This window comes from Rhodococcus sp. 14C212 (assembly GCF_011058195.1).
Classification (GTDB): Bacteria; Actinomycetota; Actinomycetes; order Mycobacteriales; family Mycobacteriaceae; genus Rhodococcus; species Rhodococcus aetherivorans.
Genome location: NZ_JAALEH010000079.1, coordinates 1 through 18,450 on the forward strand (window position 1 = coordinate 1; position 18,450 = coordinate 18,450).

At 71.8% G+C, this 18,450-nt stretch carries 17 protein-coding genes; 6 read left to right on the forward strand and 11 right to left on the reverse strand.

Going from position 1 to position 18,450, the window contains the following annotated elements; all coding sequences use genetic code 11:
• Nucleotides 1-84 precede the first annotated feature (84 nt).
• Nucleotides 85-1,347 (forward strand): aminotransferase class III-fold pyridoxal phosphate-dependent enzyme, encoded by a 1,263-nt coding sequence (locus G6038_RS24060; RefSeq protein WP_165040428.1) that lies wholly within the window; start codon nt 85-87, stop codon nt 1,345-1,347.
• 44 nt (nt 1,348-1,391) lie between these two features.
• Here the strand turns inward: G6038_RS24060 and G6038_RS24065 are convergent, their stop codons facing one another.
• From G6038_RS24065 to G6038_RS24080, 4 genes are all read right to left on the reverse strand, one after another.
• On the reverse strand, nt 1,392-1,655 hold the full coding sequence (locus G6038_RS24065; protein WP_165040430.1) for a hypothetical protein: 264 nt from the start codon (nt 1,653-1,655) through the stop codon (nt 1,392-1,394).
• Nucleotides 1,656-1,766: 111 nt separating this feature from the next.
• Nucleotides 1,767-2,864 (reverse strand): MBL fold metallo-hydrolase, encoded by a 1,098-nt coding sequence (locus tag G6038_RS24070; protein ID WP_346772906.1) that lies wholly within the window; start codon nt 2,862-2,864, stop codon nt 1,767-1,769.
• Nucleotides 2,865-2,914: 50 nt separating this feature from the next.
• Nucleotides 2,915-3,502 (reverse strand): cysteine dioxygenase family protein, encoded by a 588-nt coding sequence (locus G6038_RS24075; protein WP_165040432.1) that lies wholly within the window; start codon nt 3,500-3,502, stop codon nt 2,915-2,917.
• 111 nt (nt 3,503-3,613) lie between these two features.
• Nucleotides 3,614-4,663 carry an alpha/beta fold hydrolase gene (locus G6038_RS24080; protein WP_165040434.1) on the reverse strand — a complete coding sequence of 350 codons (1,050 nt, stop codon included), beginning with the start codon at nt 4,661-4,663 and terminating at the stop codon, nt 3,614-3,616.
• A 136-nt stretch (nt 4,664-4,799) separates the two neighbouring features.
• Here G6038_RS24080 and G6038_RS24085 point away from each other — a divergent pair, with 136 nt between their 5' ends.
• Together G6038_RS24085 and G6038_RS24090 are read left to right on the forward strand one after the other, a co-directional pair.
• A complete protein-coding gene (locus G6038_RS24085; RefSeq protein ID WP_165040437.1) occupies nt 4,800-5,456 on the forward strand; it encodes a hypothetical protein in 657 nt (218 codons plus the stop codon).
• Between the two features lie 94 nt (nt 5,457-5,550).
• Nucleotides 5,551-5,928 carry a VOC family protein gene (locus G6038_RS24090; RefSeq protein ID WP_165040439.1) on the forward strand — a complete coding sequence of 126 codons (378 nt, stop codon included), beginning with the start codon at nt 5,551-5,553 and terminating at the stop codon, nt 5,926-5,928.
• Nucleotides 5,929-5,989: 61 nt separating this feature from the next.
• Here the strand turns inward: G6038_RS24090 and G6038_RS24095 are convergent, their stop codons facing one another.
• The 5 genes from G6038_RS24095 to G6038_RS24115 all read right to left on the reverse strand — a co-directional run bounded on the left by G6038_RS24095 (nt 5,990) and on the right by G6038_RS24115 (nt 12,933).
• Entirely contained in the window at nt 5,990-6,742 is a 753-nt protein-coding gene (locus tag G6038_RS24095; RefSeq protein ID WP_165040441.1) for a LysR substrate-binding domain-containing protein, read from the reverse strand.
• Nucleotides 6,743-6,746: 4 nt separating this feature from the next.
• On the reverse strand, nt 6,747-8,189 hold the full coding sequence (locus G6038_RS24100; RefSeq protein WP_165040443.1) for an amidohydrolase family protein: 1,443 nt from the start codon (nt 8,187-8,189) through the stop codon (nt 6,747-6,749).
• A 3-nt stretch (nt 8,190-8,192) separates the two neighbouring features.
• The gene (locus G6038_RS24105; protein ID WP_165040445.1) at nt 8,193-10,697 is read right to left on the reverse strand and encodes a DEAD/DEAH box helicase; all 2,505 of its coding nucleotides are present in this window, start codon (nt 10,695-10,697) and stop codon (nt 8,193-8,195) included.
• A 59-nt stretch (nt 10,698-10,756) separates the two neighbouring features.
• Nucleotides 10,757-11,794 carry an alpha/beta hydrolase gene (locus tag G6038_RS24110; protein ID WP_165040447.1) on the reverse strand — a complete coding sequence of 346 codons (1,038 nt, stop codon included), beginning with the start codon at nt 11,792-11,794 and terminating at the stop codon, nt 10,757-10,759.
• 182 nt (nt 11,795-11,976) lie between these two features.
• Entirely contained in the window at nt 11,977-12,933 is a 957-nt protein-coding gene (locus G6038_RS24115) for a PAC2 family protein (RefSeq protein ID WP_165040449.1), read from the reverse strand.
• Between the two features lie 139 nt (nt 12,934-13,072).
• Here G6038_RS24115 and G6038_RS24120 point away from each other — a divergent pair, with 139 nt between their 5' ends.
• The gene (locus G6038_RS24120) at nt 13,073-13,840 is read left to right on the forward strand and encodes a sensor domain-containing protein (RefSeq protein ID WP_165040450.1); all 768 of its coding nucleotides are present in this window, start codon (nt 13,073-13,075) and stop codon (nt 13,838-13,840) included.
• Nucleotides 13,841-13,991: 151 nt separating this feature from the next.
• Nucleotides 13,992-15,125, forward strand: coding sequence for a DUF4192 domain-containing protein (locus G6038_RS24125; protein ID WP_165040452.1), 1,134 nt, complete (start codon nt 13,992-13,994; stop codon nt 15,123-15,125).
• A 22-nt stretch (nt 15,126-15,147) separates the two neighbouring features.
• Here the strand turns inward: G6038_RS24125 and galE are convergent, their stop codons facing one another.
• Both galE and G6038_RS24135 read right to left on the reverse strand, forming a co-directional pair.
• Nucleotides 15,148-16,137 carry a UDP-glucose 4-epimerase GalE gene (gene galE / locus G6038_RS24130; protein WP_165040454.1) on the reverse strand — a complete coding sequence of 330 codons (990 nt, stop codon included), beginning with the start codon at nt 16,135-16,137 and terminating at the stop codon, nt 15,148-15,150.
• Between the two features lie 49 nt (nt 16,138-16,186).
• A complete protein-coding gene (locus G6038_RS24135) occupies nt 16,187-16,873 on the reverse strand; it encodes a metal-dependent transcriptional regulator (protein ID WP_165040456.1) in 687 nt (228 codons plus the stop codon).
• A gap of 139 nt (nt 16,874-17,012) precedes the next feature.
• Between G6038_RS24135 and G6038_RS24140 the strand changes: the two genes are divergently transcribed.
• On the forward strand, nt 17,013-18,284 hold the full coding sequence (locus G6038_RS24140) for an acetoin utilization protein AcuC (protein WP_165040457.1): 1,272 nt from the start codon (nt 17,013-17,015) through the stop codon (nt 18,282-18,284).
• Nucleotides 18,285-18,450: the final 166 nt, after the last annotated feature.

The window sequence follows — 18,450 nt, forward strand, 5'->3', positions numbered from 1 at the left end:
CGGGTGAGGTGGACATGCTGAATCAACAGCCTAGCGAAGCGCGGACCGTCGCCGCGCGGCGCCCGCGGACCGTCGCCGCATAGGATGGCAATTTCATCACCGGTCGTGGAACAGGAGCAGATCGTGGGCGCGTTGTGGCACGGGTTCGCAGACATGGGTGTCGTCGAGCGGGACGGTGCGTTCGTCGTCGCGCGCGGAGAGGGCGCCTACATCTGGGATTCCGCCGGCACCCGCTATCTCGACGCCACCGCCGGCCTGTGGTTCGCGAACGTCGGCCACGGCCGTTCCGAGATCGGTGACGCGGTGGCGGCACAGCTGGCGAAGGTGGCGCACTACTCCAACTTCGGGGACCTCGCCGCGGAGCCGACCGTCGAGCTGGCCGAGCGGCTCGCGGCGATCGCTCCCGTTCCCGGCAGCAAGATCTTCTTCACCTCGGGCGGTTCCGACTCGATCGACACGGCGGCCAAGCTGACGCGCCGCTACTGGCAGGAGATGGGCCGGCCGGAGAAGACCCTCGTCGTCAGCCGCGAGAAGGCCTACCACGGCATGCACGTCGGAGGCACCTCGCTCGCCGGGATCCCCGTCAACGCCGAGGGGTACGGGAACCTGTGGGACGACGCCGCGAAGGTGGCCTGGGACGACGCGAAGTCGCTGCTCGCCCTCATCGAGCGGGTCGGCGCGGACCGGATCGCAGCGTTCTTCTGCGAGCCGATCATCGGCGCGGGTGGCGTGTACCTGCCGCCGGAGGGCTATCTCGCCGAGGTCCGCGACATCTGCCGCGAGCACGACGTGCTCTTCGTGGTCGACGAAGTGGTCACCGGCTTCGGCCGTATCGGTGGGTCGTGGTTCGCGTCGGGCCGGTTCGGCCTGGAACCCGACCTGATCACCACGGCGAAGGGCCTCACCTCGGGGTACGTGCCGATGGGCGCGGTGTTCGTGGCGCCGAGGGTGGCCGAGCCGTTCTTCGCCGGCGGGGTGTGGTGGCGGCACGGCTACACCTACGGCGGGCACGCCGGTGCCGCCGCGGCCGCCCTGGCGAACCTGGACATTCTCGAGCGCGAGAACCTGCTCGACGAGTCGGCGCGGTTGGAGCGGACCCTGCACGAGAAGCTGTCCCCGCTGGCCGGGCACCCGCGCGTCGCGGAGGTCCGCAGCGGTCTCGGCGCCGTCGCCGCAGTGCAGCTCGCCGACCCGGGTGAGGCGCCGGAGTTCGTGAAAGCGCTTCGGCGGCACGGGGTTTCGAGCCGGGCGGCGGGACAGGGTGCGCTGCAGATCTCGCCGTCGTTCGTGATGACGGACGAGCAGGTGCAGGACCTCGTGGACGGGTTCGCCTCGGCCCTGGGTTGATCGACGGTCGAGCGGCGCCGACCGATTCGGCGGCGCGGGTCGCGTCAGCGGCGGGGGCGGATCCGTTGCAGCACAGTGCAGATCCGCTCGCGCAGTCCCGTGGGCACGTCGTCCAACGGCACCGCGCCCTGCGTGTCGTGCGCGGCGGCGACGCGGGCGTAGCGGTCGTGGAGCACCGTGCGTACCTCGTCGGGCGTGTGGGCGCGTCGTCTGCGCTCGTCGCGCGCGACGACCGCGCCCGTCGCCGCGACGCCGACCACACCGGCGAGTCCGACGAGTTTCCACCACTGCCTGCCCTTCAATGCCATGGGCGCGAGCCTAGACGGTAGGGGTTGGGCCGGGGCCGCGCTCACCTGTGACCGATGCTCGCCACCGTCGACCGGCGCGACCGCCCGGACGCTCCGGCCGAACAGTGTGGATCAGGGCCTGTCCGGTGCTCCGTTGCGTCCCTGCGCGGTCGTATCCGGCTGCGGGCTTGTCCGGAATTCGAATCGGCTGCCGACGGCATTGGGGTGGAAGGCGTCCGGGAGGGCGGTGAACAGCGCGTGCTGCGCCTTCCACGACGTGCAGTGGGCGGGCACGACCACGGCGGGATCCGCCGCCGCGAGGGCGGTCACCGTCCGAGGGACGATCGGACCGTCGCGGAGATGGAACCCACCGAGGACGGCATGGAGCCGGCCGACCCCGGTGAGCCGCTCGGCGTGCTCGAGGATGTTGATCAGCCCGGCGTGCCCGCATCCGGTGAGCACGACGAGTCCCCGGTCGCGGAGGTGCAGGACGACGGCCTGGTCGTCGTGGATGAGCGGATCGGGCCGCCAGCGGCCGTGCCGGTGGGCTTGATGGCCGGGCATGCCGGTCTCGTACTCGATGGTCCGGGCGATCCGGCCGGTCACCAGGAGCATTCCGTCCAGCAGGAAGGAGGGGCGCCGGTTCTCGACGACGACGAATCCCGCGCCCTCGATCGCCGCGCGGCTCGGTGTCGGTAGCTCGAAGGCGCCGCCGGGACCGACGATGCGCCGTCTCGTCCAGAAGTCGGGGTGCACGAGGATCGGCAGCCGCCGGGAGCCGAGCCGGCGGGCGAGGCCCTGCAGACCCATGACGTGGTCGAAGTGGCCGTGGCTGAACACGATCGCCTCGATGCCGTCCGGGGAGATCGCCAGCCGATCGAGGTTCGCCATCAGACCGTCCGGCGTGGCCCCCGCGTCGTAGAGCACGCGGTGCGTGGTTCCGCCGACCCGGATCTCGATCAGTACGGAGAACCCGTGCTCCGCCCGGAGGAGGTCGACAGTGCGGGATCCGACCGCCAGATCGCTGGGGACGATCGGGAGCGGACCTGCCGATCCGGCCAGCCCCCAGCGGCGTACGGGCCCCACGTCGGACAGAAGCACATCGGAGGAGTTGTCCACCAGCGTCGTCACATCGACCGCGTCGACCGGCCGGAGTTCCACCCGCACGGGCTCCCGCTCCGGCAGCTTTCCGGCGGATCGTCGATCACGGGTCTCCGCTCCCGTCGTCACGTCCTCCTCCTTCCGGTGGATACGGTGCAACAACCGCCGCCGCCGGGCCGTCAGCGCTCGGGTCCGAGGTCGGTGAAGTCGGGACGGAAGGGCGCCTCGCTGCCCGTCCGCAGATCGAACGTGCTGCGGTCCTGCGTGAGAATGTCCGTGCCGTAGACGTGGATCGAGATCGCGTCGGTCCCGTCGAGCGCCTCCACCGAGTGGATCGTTCCGTCGGGAACGACGGTCACCGTGCCCCGTGGGTTCACGAAGGTGTCGGCAATCTTCAGCCGGGCCCTGCCCGGCACACTCCCGTCGTCGAGCCGGCGATACCACGTCTCCCGTTCCCGGCCCCGATACACGCCGACCACGGCCCACGCACCGTGATTGTGGACCGGAGTGCTCACTCCGGCCCTGAACACCGCCACCAGGATCGACAGGCGCCCGTCCGAGGCCCGGTAGAGGGGGTACAGCACCCAGTCCCGCGTCTCGGGACGCTCCTGGTACTGCGGGTCCAGCCAGTCGCTGTCGTCGGCTACTGCTGCGGCCAGAACCGCACGGACCGACTCCGGTCCGTCGCACAGTGTGGACGCCTGTCGAAGGCGGGGGATCAGATCGTGGATCGACTGCCGGTGGCCGACTTCGGCGTGCCTGTTCATGATGCACCTCCTGCAACCGCTCTCGAAGAGAACGGTATGCGCACAACAGAGATGAGTGCATCGGTACCAGTACGGACGTCGCGCGCCGTCCCGGTGGTGCCGGACGCCGGCTCACAGACCGAATTCGACCGCCCGCCGCACCAGCTCCACCCTCGAGTTGATGCCGAGCTTCGCGTAGATGTTGGCGAGGTGGGTCTCGACCGTTCGCTCGCCGATGAACAGGCGCCGGCCGATCTCGAGGGAGCTGAGTCCGGCGACTGCCAGCGCGCCCACCTCCCGTTCCCGGGTGGTCAGGGCCTCCGGCCCCCAGGCCGGGCGGTTCCGGCGGCCCCGCCGTACCCCCGTCAGGAAGGCCTCGATCTCGATCAGCACCGCGTCCATGTCGCCGATCCAGGGCCAGTGGTCGATCCCGGGCAGTTCGACGAGTGTCGCGCCCGGAATGCGCGCCGCGACGTAGCGGGAGTGCTCGACCGACAGCCACGGATCGTCGACGTGGTGGAGCAGGAGCGTCGGGACCCGGATCTCGTGCAGCCTCGGACGAAGATCGGTCGCCGCGCAGAGCCGGAACAGTTCCCGTGCCTGCGCCGGGCCCGCCGCCGCCCGGGCGTGACGCGCGAACCAGGATCGATACCGCTCGTCACCGGCCAGGGTCGGATTCATCGACGCGATGCCCGAGCCCGTCGCCCACCCCTCGTCGATGCCGGCCAGGACCGACGAGAAGAACTCCTCGCTCCACCCCGCCGCATACCCGTCGTCCTCCAGGAGCCGGGCATGCGCGTCCCACAGGATCATCGAACGTGTGCGGCCGGGGTACTTCAACGCGAACGAGGTGCAGATCCCGGCGCCGACGGCGACCCCGAACAGGGTCGCCCGCCGGGACCCGGCGGCGTCCATCACGGCGCGGACGTCCTCGACGCAGGCGTCCATGGACATCTCCTCCCGCGGCACGTCCGACAGGCCGGTTCCCCGCTTGTCGAACCAGATCAACCGGGCGAACGACGCCAGGCCGCGCAGGAAACGCGCGAAGAATCGCTCCTCCCAGGCGAGGTCGAGGTGCGAGACGAATCCCGGAACGAAGACGAGGTCGGGTCCCGCTCTGCCCAGCACCTGGTACGCGATGCTGACATCCCCGCCGGCGGCGTACCGGACCTCGTGGTCCATCCCTGCACCGTAGCGCCGTCTGCCGCACTGTCAACCTCGGGTGAGGCGTATCGGTGCGGGGCGGCGACGGCGGGTCGGCCGCTGCCGTGCTCGGCGGCCGGAACCCGTTGCCTCCCCGCGTGAGAGGCTGTCGGTCATGCAGCAGCGGAGGTCAGCGCGGTCCCGGATCACCCTCGACGACGCGGTGGCGCTGACCCGCACCGGCGACCTCTGGATCTTCCGCGGCAGCAGCCACGCCGACCGGGCGATCCAGACGCTGACCAACGCCCCCGTCAACCACGTCGGCATGGCGGTGGTGCTCGACGATCTGCCCCCGCTGATGTGGCACGCCGAGCTGGGCCGGAGCCTGCCGGACATGTGGACCGGCCGGCACCACCGCGGTGTGCAGCTGCACGACCTGCGCGAGGCGGTGCAGGTGTGGAGTGCCCGGTACGGGCAGCGCGGCTGGCTGCGCCAGCTCGGCGTCGAGGTGACGCCGGCGCAGGAGGATCAGCTGCTGCGCACCGTCGCCCGGCTGGACGGCACGCCGTTCCCCTCCACGGGCCGGCTGGCGGGCCGCTGGTTCGCCGGCCGGCTGCCCTGGCGGAAGCGCACGGCGGATGCGGGTCTCGAGCGCGCGTACTGCGCCGAGGTGGTGGGCGCGACCCTCGAGGCGATGGGGCTGCTCGAGCAACGCGGACGCGGCAGCAACTGGTACGACCCCGGACGGTTCTGGAGCGGGGACCGGCTGCCGGCCGCGCCCGGGGTCGCCTGGGGGCGCGAGATCGAGGTCGTGCCTCCCCAGAACGGGTGAGAGGCTGGTGCGCTCGGTCGCCACGCCGGGGGCCCACACCGCCGGATAGGCCCGTTCCCGGGTCCGCGCGACGACTTCGCGGGATCATGAGCCCATGTCGCGCCCCGCCATCGCACTGCAGGTCTACGTCCTCGACACGCCGGACCCGTCCGGGCTGGCCTCGTTCTACGCCGTGCTGCTCGGCTGGGACATCGACGACGCCGCCACCGACGACGACTGGGTCCAGTTGCGCGCCCCGGCCGGTGGGGGCCTGGCGTTCCAGCTGGCCCCCGAGTTCACCCCGTCGACGTGGCCGGACGACCGGGTCGGGCTGCAGGCACACCTGGACCTCGAGGTCGACGACCTCGACGCCGCGGAGGAGTGGGTGCTGCGGCACGGCGCAACCCGCGTCGCCGGGCCCAACCCCAGCCCGACCTTCCGCACCTACCGCGATCCGAGCGGCCACCTGTTCTGCCTGGTGCGGTCCGCGTGAGCGGTCCGGCGCGGCCGCGGCGGCCGCGCCGCGTCGCCCGGGCCGCCGGTCACCGTGGCCGCTACCGGCGCCGGCGCGCCCGCCCCGCGCTCTTCGGCCGGCCCGCGTTTCCGCGACGGGTCTTCGGCTTCTTGTCGCCGACCACCTTCTTCGGCTGCGATCCTTGCCGCTCCCCGCGCCGCTTCTGCTTCGGCGGGGACTCGTCCTGCCGGCCGCGGGAGCTGTTGGCGGTGCGGCCGCGCACGATCCCGACGAACTCCTCGACCAGATCGGTGGTCCGCTCCGAAAACCACACCAGGCCCACCTGCGACTGCGGGGCATCGGTCACCGGCCGGTACGTCAGATCCTTGCGGTGGTACAGCCGGGCCAGCGACTGCGGCACGACCAGCACCCCCGCCTCGGAGGCGACGTACGACACGGCCGTCTCCGTCGTGGCCGGGCGCTCGAACGCCTCCTCTCCCGGCAGGCGCGCCCAGTCCAGCACGTCGTCGTGCGGATGCAGCACCGTTTCCTCCGCGAGATCGGCGACGCTCAGTTCGTCGACGGCCGCGACGGCATGCTCCTCGGGTACCACCACCACCGATACCTCGGTGTAGAGATTGATCACCGACAATCCCTCGCGCGGCAGCGGCAGCCGCAGCACCGCGGCGTCGACCGTGCCGTCGCGCACCGCGGCCTCGCCGTCGACGGCGGCCACCGGCACCAGCTCGAGGGGGACGTCGGGTATCCGCTCCGCCCACACCCGCACCCATTTCGCGGGGGTGACCCCGGGGACGTAGGCCAGCCGGAACGCCGGGGCGGACTCTTCGCTCACCCGCTCAGGCTAGCGGCCCGTGCGTCCAGCGTCCGCCGAGCATCGTGCCCCACACCGCCGTCGCGGCCAGCTCCGCGCCGGCGCGGGGCAGCGTGTCCGCGTCGAGCACCACCAGGTCGGCGACGTCGCCGACGGCGACGCGGGCACGACCACCGGTGGACGCGGCCAGCGCCACCCGCAGGTCCAGTTCGTGTTCGCGGTGCCAGACCCGGCCGTCGGGCTGCGTGCGGTCGATCGCGGCGGCCAGCGTCCGCCACGGATCCAGGGGCGCGACCGGCGCGTCGGAGCCCAGTACCAGCCGCGCCCCGGCCGCGTGCAGCGTCCCGTACGGGAAGGCGCGGTGCGTGCGGCCGGACCAGTACCGTTCGGCCAGGCCCACGTCGTCGTACACGTGCGCCGGCTGGATGCTCGCCGTCACACCCGACCGGGCGAACCGCGGGAAGTCGCGCTCGGCCACGAACTGGGCGTGCTCGACGCTGCCGCGCGCGCCGGTGGCGGCGAACGCGTCGAGCACGTGCTCACAGGCGTGGTCACCGATCGCGTGGATCGCGCTCTCGACCCCGTGTTCGTGGGCGTGGCGCATCAGCGGCTCGAGCCGTTCCGGCGGCACCGACAACACCCCGTGCCCGCCGTCGGGATACGGGTCGTGGCAGTAGGCGGTGCGGGTGCCGAGCGATCCGTCGACGATCACCTTCAGCGGGCCCACCGTCGCCAGCCCCGCGGTGCCGGGTACCACGTCGCCGGTGCGCATGCCCGCCGCGATCGCCGCGTCCAGCCACCGGGGCCAGATCCCGCACCGCACACGCAGGTGCCGCGTCCCGGCGCCGATGCGGCGCCGCCACACGGCGAGAGTGTCCGCGATCTCGAAGTCGACGACGCCCACCACGCCGCGGGCCGCGGCCGCCCGGGCCGCGGAGTCCACGAGGCGATCGCGCACCTCGGGGCCGACGCGCTGGATCTCGTTCATCAGCGGCATGAACTCGGTCTCCCGCAGCAACCCCGTCGGGTGCGGAGGCATCGAGAAACGCCGTAGCGCAGCGGTATTGAACCAGGCGCTGTGCAGGTCCCCGCTGAACGCGACGACCGGCCGGGCGGGGGCGATCGCATCGAGCGCCGCAGCGGTGGGCGTGTCCGGCCACAGCCCGTCGCGGAAACCGTGCGCGACCACGACGGGGGCGGAGTCACCGGCCAGGCGGGCAGCCACCAGCGCGACCGCGTGCGCGGCCGACGTCGCGCCCGACAGGTCGAGCGCGGCCTGAGCGAGGGCCCACTGGTCGAAGTGCACGTGCGCGTCCCACAGGCCCGGCAGCACCAGTCGCCCGCCGACGTCGACGACCTGGGCGGCACCCGCGATGTCACCGCCGATGCGGTCGCCGGTGATCGGCAGGTCGACCGGGGCGGCACCGGGCGCCGTGCGGGCGCCACGCAGGACGAGGGACGACGGCACCGCTCAGCCCTCGACGATCTCGAACTCGTCGAACACCACCTCGCCGGCCGCGTCGGACTCGGCCAGGTTCACCTCGCCGAGCAGCGCCCAGCCGTGGTCCCCTGCGGGGTCGGCCAGGGTCTGCCGGACCCGCCACAGATCCTTCTCCTCGACCACGGTGAACAGCTGCGGCCCTCGTGCGTCGGGGCCGGTGCCGATCTCGTCGTACTCCTCGAAATACAGCTCGAGCAGATCGGTCCAGTCCTGTGCCTCGAGCCCGTCGCCCAGCTCGGCGAGCTCGTTCCAACGTCGCCGCGACGCCAGTTCCACCCGCTTGAACATCGCATTGCGCACCATCACCTTGAACGCCCGCGTGTTTGCCGAGATCGGTTTGGGCACATCCGCGCCGAACGCCACCTGCTGATCGTCGGATTCGACGCCGGGGTTGGTCAGGGACTCCCACTCGTCGAGCAGGCTCGAATCGACCTGGCGGATCAGCTCGCCCAGCCACTCGGTGAGGTCCTCGAGTTCCTCGGTGCGGGCCGCGTCCGGAACCGTCTGGCGCAGCGCCCGGTAGGCGTCCGCAAGGTAGCGCAGCACCAGTCCCTCCGAACGGGTCAGGCCGTAGTGACCGACCAGCTCGGCGAACGTCATGGCATTCTCGACCATGTCCCGCACCACCGACTTGGGGGACAGCGGGAACTCCGAGACCCACGGATGCCCGGCGCGGTAGGTCTCGAACGCTGGGTCGAGGAGTTCCGCCAGTGGCTTCGGCCAGGTGATCTCCTCGAGCAGCTCCATGCGCTCCTCGTACTCGATGCCGTCGGCCTTCATCTGCTGCACAGCCTCACCGCGCGCGGCGTGCTGCTGCGCCATGAGGATCTGCCGCGGATCGTCGAGCGTGGACTCGATCACCGACACCACGTCCAGCGCATAGGTGGGGGAGTCGATGTCGAGCAGCTCGATCGCGGCGAGCGCGAACGGCGACAGCGGCTGGTTCAGCGCGAAGTCGCGCTGCAGGTCCACGGTCAGCCGCGCCGTCCGGCCGAACTCGTCGGGCTCGTCGAGCTGCTGCACCACTCCGGCCTGCACCAGCCCCCGGTACAGCGAGATCGCCTTGAGGATGTGCCGGCGCTGGGCGGGGCGCGCTTCGTGGTTGTCCTCGAGCAGATGGCGCATCGCCTCGAAACAGCTTCCCGGGCGGGCGATCACGTTCAGCAGCATCGAATTGCTCACGGAGAAGCGCGAAGTGAGCGGCTCGGGGGAGGCGGCGACGAGCTTCTCGAACGTGCCCTCGCCCCACGAGACGAATCCCTCGGGCGGCTTCTTGCGCTGCACCTTGCGGCGCTTCTTCGGGTCGTCACCGGCCTTGGCGAGGGCGCGCACGTTCTCGATCTCGTGCTCGGGCGCCTGCACCACGACGGTGCCCATCGTGTCGAACCCGGCGCGGCCGGCGCGGCCGGCGATCTGATGGAACTCGCGGGCCTTGAGCTGCCGGGTCCGGGTGCCGTCGTACTTCGTCAGGCCGGTCAGCAGCACCGTCCGGATGGGCACGTTGATACCCACCCCGAGGGTGTCGGTGCCGCAGATGACCTTCAGCAGGCCGTCCTGGGCCAGCCGCTCGACGAGCCGCCGGTACTTCGGCAGCATCCCGGCGTGGTGCACGCCGATGCCGTGCCGCACCAGCCGCGACAGCGTCTTGCCGAAGCCGGTGGAGAACCGGAACGCGCCGATCGCCTCGGCGATCGCGTCCTTCTCCTCGCGCGAGCACATGCTGACGCTGGTCAGGGCCTGCGCCCGCTCCAGGGCGGCGGCCTGGGTGAAGTGGACGACGTAGACGGGGGCCTGGTGCGTGGTGACCAGTTCCTCGATCTCTTCGCCGATGGGCTTCTGGGAGTAGGAGAAGGACAGCGGCACCGGCCGCTCGGAACCGGACACCTCGGTGGTGGTGCGGCCGGTGCGCCGGGTCAGGTCCTTCTTCAGGAAGGTGACGTCGCCGAGGGTCGCCGACATCAACAGGAACTGCGCGCGGGGCAGTTCCACGAGGGGCACCTGCCAGGCCCACCCGCGGTCCGGCTCCGAGTAGAAGTGGAACTCGTCCATCACCACCTGGCCGATGTCCGAGTCGGCGCCCTCGCGCAGCGCCAGATTGGCGACGATCTCGGCGGTGGCGCAGATGATCGGCGCACCGGGGTTCACCGAGGCGTCGCCGGTCATCATCCCGACCCGGTCGGCGCCGAACACCTCGCACAACGCGAAGAACTTCTCGCTGACCAGCGCCTTGATCGGGGCCGTGTAGAACGTGCGCGTACCGGTGGCGAGGGCGAAGAAGTGCGCGCCGAGCGCCACCATCGACTTGCCCGACCCGGTGGGCGTCGCGAGGATCACGTTCGACCCGGAGACCAGCTCCAGCAGCGCCTCCTCCTGCGCCGGGTACAGCGAGAGGCCGCGCCCGGTCGTGAAGGTAGTGAAGGCGTCGAACAGCGAGTCCTCGTCGACGATGTCGGGGGTCAGATCCGGAAGCAGCACCGCTCCAGGCTAGTTGTTGCCGCCGTGACCGCGCCGACGCGCCGTGCGCGGCAGGTCGCTCAGGTGGCGCTGCGTTCGTCGGCGCCCATCGCGCCGAGCACGGCCCTGCGGGTGGCCGGACCGCCGGTGATCTGGTTCTCGCTGACGCCGTTGATCAGCAACTCGCGCCAGCGTTGCTCGTCGAACACGAGGGGTGCGGTGGAGTCGAGGAATTCCTCGACGACCCGCAGGAACCGGATGGGATCGTCCCGGAACGGGAAATGACCGGCGCCGCGGAAGACGTCGAGCCGGGAATTGGGCATCGCCGAATGCGCCAGGTAACCGTGACTGACCGGGATCACGCTGTCGTGATCTCCCCAGATCAGTTGCACGGGCAGGTTCTCGGTCAGGTAACAGCGGTCGAGCATCGTCACCACCTGGCCGCGCCAGTCCACGACGGCCCGCAGCGTCCGCAGGAACGCCTCGTAGGCGGTGGGGTCGGGCAATCCGCTCAGGACGCGGATCAGATCCGAGGTGTCGTGCAGGAAGGGGCCGGGCCGCAGCGGAGTGTCGTGCAACTGTCCGAGCAGACCGCCGGCGATGCGTACGGCGGGCATGGCCCCCGGTAGACGCAGCAGCTTGAGGACCTCGCTCAGGCCGGGCATGGACAGCAGGCGCAGCGCCGGGTGGACGTCCTTGGTGACGCCGCCGGCCGAGACCAGGATGAGCCGGTCGACCATCTGCGGGAACTGGTATGCGAACTGCATCGCGACGCCGCCGCCGAGGGAGTGCCCGACCACGGTGACGTGCTCGATGTCCAGGACCGACAGCAGGTCGCGCACGCCGTTGGCGTACGCGGCGACCGAGTAGTCGGCGCGGGGCTTGTCGGAGCGGCCGTGGCCGAGCAGGTCCGGTGCGATGACCGTGTACTTGCGGGCCAGGTGCGGGATGACCTCCTGCCAGGTCGAGGAGTTGTCGCCGATCCCGTGGATCAGCAGCAGCGCGGGGCCGTCGCCGGCGAGCCGGAAGGCGCGACGGTACCCGTGGATGGTGCGGAAGACCATCCGTGTCTCCGCGTCCGGCACCGGCCGGAGCGTGCGTGTGCGCGGTGTACCCATGTGCGTCTCCTGACCGCCGGTTCCTCGTCGACCTTTGGCGTCCGAGGCGCCGAACCGTCGCCGGCCCGACCCTTCAACTCAACTCGTCGAACTGAGCGTACTGACTGTATGTGACCTGCACAACGCAAAGTGTAACGAGAGAGTAATGATCCGGGGTCGGACAGGCGGCGATTCGAACCCGGTCAGGCGGGGGGATCCGCCTCGCCGGGCTGTCCGTTCCCGCCGCGATCCTCGTATTCGGCGAGGAAACGCTCGAACTCGGCGCCGATCTCCTCGCCGGTCGGCAGGTTCTCGTCCGTCGGCAGCTGCGCGGCCTGCTGCTCCTGCGCGGCGACATAGCTGTCGTACTGCCGCTCGAGTCCGCGGACCACCGCCTGCACCTCCTCGTTCTGGGCGATGTGCTCGTCGATCTGCTCACGCACCCGTGCGGCGGCCTCGCCGAGCGCGGCCAGCGGCAACGCGAGGCCCCCGGCTTCGGCGACGTTCTCGAGCAACGTCTCGGCAGCGCCCGGGTAGTCGGTCTGTGCCAGATAGTGGGGCACGTGGACCGAGAACCCCACCGACTCGTGCCCGTGCTGAGCCATCCGCAGCTCGAGCAGCGACGACACCCCCGCCGGCACCTGCAGCTCGCCCGTCCAGCGGTGGTGGTCGGCGATCAGGTCCTTGTTCGTCGAGTGCGCCGTCACGCTCAGCGGGCGGGTGTGGGGGATCGCCATCGGGATCGCGCTGATCCCGATCGTGCGCCGGACGCCGAACTGCTCGGCGAGCAGGCGCACCGCCGTGATGAACCGCTCCCATTTCAGGTCCGGCTCCGCGCCGGCCAGCAACAGGAAGGGGGCTCCGGCCGTGTCGATCAGGGCGTACAGGTTGAGTTCGGGGGCGGCGTAGTCGGAGAAGTGATCGGCCTTGAACGTCATGGTCGGCCGCCGGGACCGGTAGTCGATCAGCTCGTCCACGGCGAACGACGCCACGAGTTCGCTTTCGAGGCTCTCGCGCAGGTGCGTGGTGGCGAGCCGCACTGCATGCCCGGCGTCGGCGAACCCCTCGAGACCGTGCACGAGCACGGGACCCTCGCCGTCGGCAGACGTGAGCTGCGGAGCGGGGAACTCGAGCTCGTACATGCGGGACTGGTCGTCCATGCGAACATCCTCCGTTCGATCCGGGGCGCCGTGATACCGCCGGGTCACCGGCGTGGCATGGTGGAGTTCGAGTCTAGTTGAACTGGTGATCAGCTTCTGCCGGGGCACCGCCCCCGCGGGACGCGACAGCGGAGGTCCGGTGGGAACCCACAGCGCAGGAGACGACGTCCGGACGCCGCGCCGCCCCCGGACCCGGCCGGTGCCCCTCCGTCGGCTGGGCGCGACCGTGATCGGTGGCGCGGTGCTGCTCGCGACCGGTTGCTCGGCGACCGTCGACGGGACACCACAGCCCGAGCCGGCCGCACTGGCCACCACGGACGAAGCCGGCACCGCGAGCCGGCCCCTCGCCGAACTGCTGCTGCCGCCCGAGCAGTTCCCCGAGCCGTACGACGCGGTGGTGCTGCCGCCGCAGGCGGTCGCCCAGGCCGCTCCCGACCTCACCGGAGTCCCGGAGGGGGCCAAGGTGGATCCGCCCGGATGTCTGCCGTCGCCGCAGAACTACGGCCCGGACGGGACCGCGATGGTGGTCGGCACGGACAACGACAGCCGGGCCACGATCTCGGTCGAACTCGTCGCTGTCACCGACGAACTGGCCGCCTACCGCGACCGTCTCGTCGAATGCCCCGTCGTGGCGGCGACCCGCCGGGGCGTCACCGCCACGGTGACGACCACGGTCGACCCGTCGGCGCCGCCGGCCGCCGCGGGGGTGGCCACCCTTGCGTTCACCCGCACCGTCCGCTCGGGCGAGGGCCGGGAGGTGGTCACCCAGTCGATGACCAGCCGGATCGCCCAGGTCGACGACGTGCGGGTGCTGGTGACCTACATGTCCTTCGGTGCGGGGCCCGCCGACACCGCCACCCTCGCCCGGGTGTTCGAGGCGAGCGTGGAGCGCGTCCGCGTCGGCTGAGACGCGGCACGCTACCAGCCGGCGCCGACATCGGGCGGCCGGAACTTCTGCGGCCGCAGCACTTGTCCACAACCGGGGCGCTCGTCCCCAGATTCCACGGATCCGGGTCGCGCGGCCCCCGAAGGTGCCGGTCGTCGGGGACAGTCGGCGCATGACCACATCGACTTCCTCGCCCCGGCCGCTGCGACTCACCGATCCGGGGGACCTGATCGCCGCCGTGCCGGCCATGCTCGGCTTCCTTCCCGCACGGTCGCTGATCGTGCTGAGCCTCGCGTCCGATGCCGGCGGCGGGCGCGACGGTGCCCGGTCCGCGACCGTCGGCGCCGTCATGCGCCATGACCTGATCCTGCCGCCCGGCGAGGACGATCCGGCGCCGGCTGCGATGCGCGACGTCTTCGACCGATTCGGTGCGCTCTGCGACCGGGAGGGCGCCGACGCCGTGCTCGTCGTCCTCGTCGACGACCGTCTCGAGCATCCCGACGCCCCCGCCGTCGCCGCGGCCTGCCGGCTGCTCGACGACTTCGCCGTCCGCCTCGACCGACGCGGGGTTCGCATCGCAGGCGCACACGCTGTTTCCGAGATTGCTTGCGGCAGAACATGGTTCTCGCTCGTCGGCGGTGTGCGCGGGACGGTGCCGGACCCGCAGTCCTCGCCCGTCGCCGCTGCCCGCGTCTTCGAGGGCGGGGCGATCCGGCGGTCCCGCGCCGAACTCGCCGACCTGCTCGCCCCGCTGCCGACGCCGGGGCGCATGCAGGTCGCCGACCACATCGACGAGGCGATCGACGCGCGCGACCTCGCCTACGAACTGGCCGTTCGCGCCGGCGGTCGCGACCGCGCCGACCGCCAGGAACTCGAGGCCGTGCTGGCCCACATCGCCCGGCACCACGACGGCGCCGAGCTGCTCGCGCCCGAGCTCGCCGAACTCGCGGTCCTGCTGTCCAATTCGACCGTGCGCGACGCCGTGATGGCCCTCGCGGCGGGCGCCGAGGCCGACACCGCCGAGCGGTTGTGGGTCGCGCTCACCCGGCGGCTCCCGGACCCGGAACGAGCCGAGGCCGCCGCCCTCGTCGGCTACAGCGCGTACGTTCGCGGCGACGGACCGCTCGCCGGGGTCGCGCTGGGGGTGGCGCTCGAGTCGAACCCGCGGCACCGGCTCGCCGACCTCCTCGACCAGGCCCTGCAGGCTGGGCTGCGGCCGCACACCGTGCGCGGCCTCGCCGACACCGGCTACGAGATCGCCGCGCGGCTCGGAGTGCGAATGCCCCCGCCCGAGCCGGCGGCGTGACCGCCGGGAGTGCGGCGCCGGCTCAGCGCCGTGCCGCGTGCGACCGGTCGCCGAGTTCCTGCAGGTAGGCCCACGCGTCGGCGACGATCTCGTCGAGGCTCGTGTGCTGCGGCTTCCAGCCCAGTTCCTCGACGGCGCGGCGGCTCGAGGCGATCAGCACGGCCGGGTCCCCGGCGCGCCGGGGTGCATCGACCACCGTGATCGGCAGGCCCGTCACCCGGCGGCACGCCTCGATGACCTCCCGGACGGTGAAACCCTCGCCGCTCCCGAGGTTGTAGACGGCGTGCTCGCCGGGCCGGGCGGCCGCGAGTGCCAGCAGGTGGGCGTCGGCGAGGTCCTTGACGTGGATGTAGTCCCGCACCGCCGTGCCGTCCTTGGTCGGCCAGTCGGTGCCGAACACCGAGATGCGCTCGCGCTGGCCGAGCGCCACCTGCAGCACGAGCGGAATCAGGTGCGTCTCGACCACGCGGTTCTCGCCGGCACCGTGGTATGCGCCCGCGACGTTGAAGTAGCGCAGACTCGTCGCGGCCAGGCCGTACGCCCGCGTGTACGACGAGATCGCATGGTCGATGGCGAGTTTCGTGGCGCCGTAGGGGTTGGTGGGCCGGGCGGGTGCATCCTCGGTGATCGGTACCCGGTCCGGTTCGCCGTACGTCGCCGCCGTCGACGAGAACACCAGCCGCGGTGTTCCCGACGCGCGGATCGCGTCCAGCAGGGCGAGGGTCGCGACGACGTTGCCGTGCCAGTACTTGTCCGGATGCTCGACGGACTCGCCGACCAGGGACTGGGCCGCGAAGTGCAGCACCCCGTCGAACCGGGGCTGTCCGCCGCCGAGCACCTCGGCGGCGGCGGTCGCGATGTCGCCCTCGACGAATTCCGCGCCGGCCGGGACGGCGTCGGCGTTGCCGGTGGACAGATCGTCGAGGATCACCACCTCGTGACCCTGCTCGAGCAGCACCGTGCTGCAGACGCTGCCCACATAGCCGGCACCGCCGGTAACCAGAAGCCTCACGCTGTGACCCTTCTTCGCCGGCCCGCGCGGGGCCGGCGAAGGGCCTGTCTCAGACCTGCTTCACCTGCACCGCGTGGGCCATCTCGTCGGAAAGTTCGAAGCCGTCGTGGCCGGGCACGTTGATGACCACCGACCCCGGCTTCGTCTCGACTGTAACGCGTGCGTCGGGGACGATCCCCGCCTCACGCAGCCGCCCTATCACCTCGTGATCGGACTGCACGTACTCCGCCAGCCGGCGCACGACCACGGCGGTCGGCTTGCCCGGCGGGATCTCGGTGAGCCGCACCAGCCGCTCGTCCGCCGCCGCCGGGCGGTGCAGCCCGAGCTGGTCCAGTCCCGGAATCGGATTGCCGTACGGCGACGTCGTGGGGTTGTGCAGCACCTCCACGAGGCGGCGCTCGACCTCCTCGCTCATCACGTGCTCCCAGCGGCATGCCTCGGCGTGCACGTTCTCCCAATCGAGACCGATCACATCCACGAGCAGCCGCTCGGCGAGCCGATGCTTACGCATGACCGACACCGCCAGGTCGCGGCCCTTCTCGGTCAGTTCGAGGTGCCGATCGCCTGCCACGCGCAGCAGCCCGTCCCGCTCCATCCGGGCGACGGTCTGGCTCACGGTCGGTCCGCTCTGCTCCAGGCGCTCGGCAATGCGCGCACGCAGCGGCACGACGCCCTCTTCCTCCAAGTCGTAGATCGTCCGGAGGTACATCTCCGTGGTATCGACCAGGTCCTTCACTCTCACACCCCTTCGTCTGCGGCCGATTCTAACCGGGCGAAACCCCCGGCGGGCGCACCTCGAGCGGCGCCGCCCGGCGGGGCGCGCCGGGGCCCTCCGGCACTCGCATCGCCCCGGGCGGCGCAGTAGCTTTGTGGCCATGACCACGACCTCCGCCGCGACGGGCGATCCGACACATCCGAGCGGCGACCGAGTGGTGGTGTGGAGCCCGGAGTTCCTCGACTACCGGTGGGGCCCGACCCATCCCATGAATCCCACCCGGCTCGATCTCACGATGGCTCTGTCCCGCGGCCTCGGCCTGCTCGAGGGGGTGGAGACCCTGCGCCCGCCGGCCGCGGACGACGCCGATCTGCTGCGCATCCACACCCCCGCCTATCTCGAGGCCGTCAAGCACGCCGGCAGCCTGCCACCGGGTTCGACCGCCGGAGCGGAGGCCCCGCACGGTCTCGGCACCGAGGACAACCCGATCTTCCCGCGCATGCACGAGGCCAGCGCCGTGCTCGCGGGCGGCACCCTCGCCGCCGCCCGGGAGATCGCCGCCGGCCGCACCCGGCGGGCGGTGAGCATCGGCGGCGGGATGCACCACGCCATGGCGGACTGGGCCGCCGGATTCTGCGTGTACAACGACGCCGCCATCGCCATCTCGTGGCTCCTGGACAACGGCTTCGACCGGATCGCCTACATCGACGTCGATGCCCACCACGGCGACGGGGTGCAGCACGCCTTCCTGAGCGATCCCCGGGTGCTCACCGTCTCCATCCACCAGCACCCGGCGACGCTGTGGCCGAACACCGGCTGGTCCAGCGAGGTCGGCACCGGCGCCGCCGAGGGGACCGCGATCAACCTGCCGGTCCTGCCCGGCACCGTCGACGCGCTGTGGCTGCGCGCATTCCACGCCGTCGTCCCCGCCGCGGTCGCGACGTTCCGGCCGCAGATCATCATCAGCCAGTGCGGCGCCGACAGTCACCGGGAGGATCCGCTGGCCGACCTCTCGTTGACCGTCGACGGCCAGCGCGCGGCGTATCTCGCCATGCGCGAACTCGCGGACCGGCACTGCGAGGGCCGGTGGCTCGCCGTGGGCGGAGGCGGCTACGGGCTGGTGCGGGTGGTGCCGAGATCCTGGACCCACCTGATCGCAGCCGTACTCGACCGCGAGATCGACCCCGCCACCCCGATCCCCGACGAGTGGCGCGAGCGGGTCGCCGCGATGGCGCCGGGGGTCGATCTGCCCACCGTGATGGGGGAGGGCGGCGACGTGGCGTATCTGCCGTGGGACGGCCCCGGCGGTACCCCCGAGACCGGCGTCGCATCGTTCGATCGTGCCCTCAGCCGCGTCGACTCGGCCATCGTCGCCACCCGCCGGGCCTGCTTCCCGCTGCTCGGCCTGGACCCGGAGGACCCGCGTGACTGAATCCGAGAACACGGCCCACGGCCCCGCGGTCACCGCGGGACAGACCCCCGACGGCGACGCCACCGCCGGCGAGCCGGCCCATGCCGCCGCCGGCGAGCCGGCCCATGCCACCGCCGGCGAGCCGGCCGACGCCACCGCCGGCGAGCAGGCCGACGCTGCAGCCCGC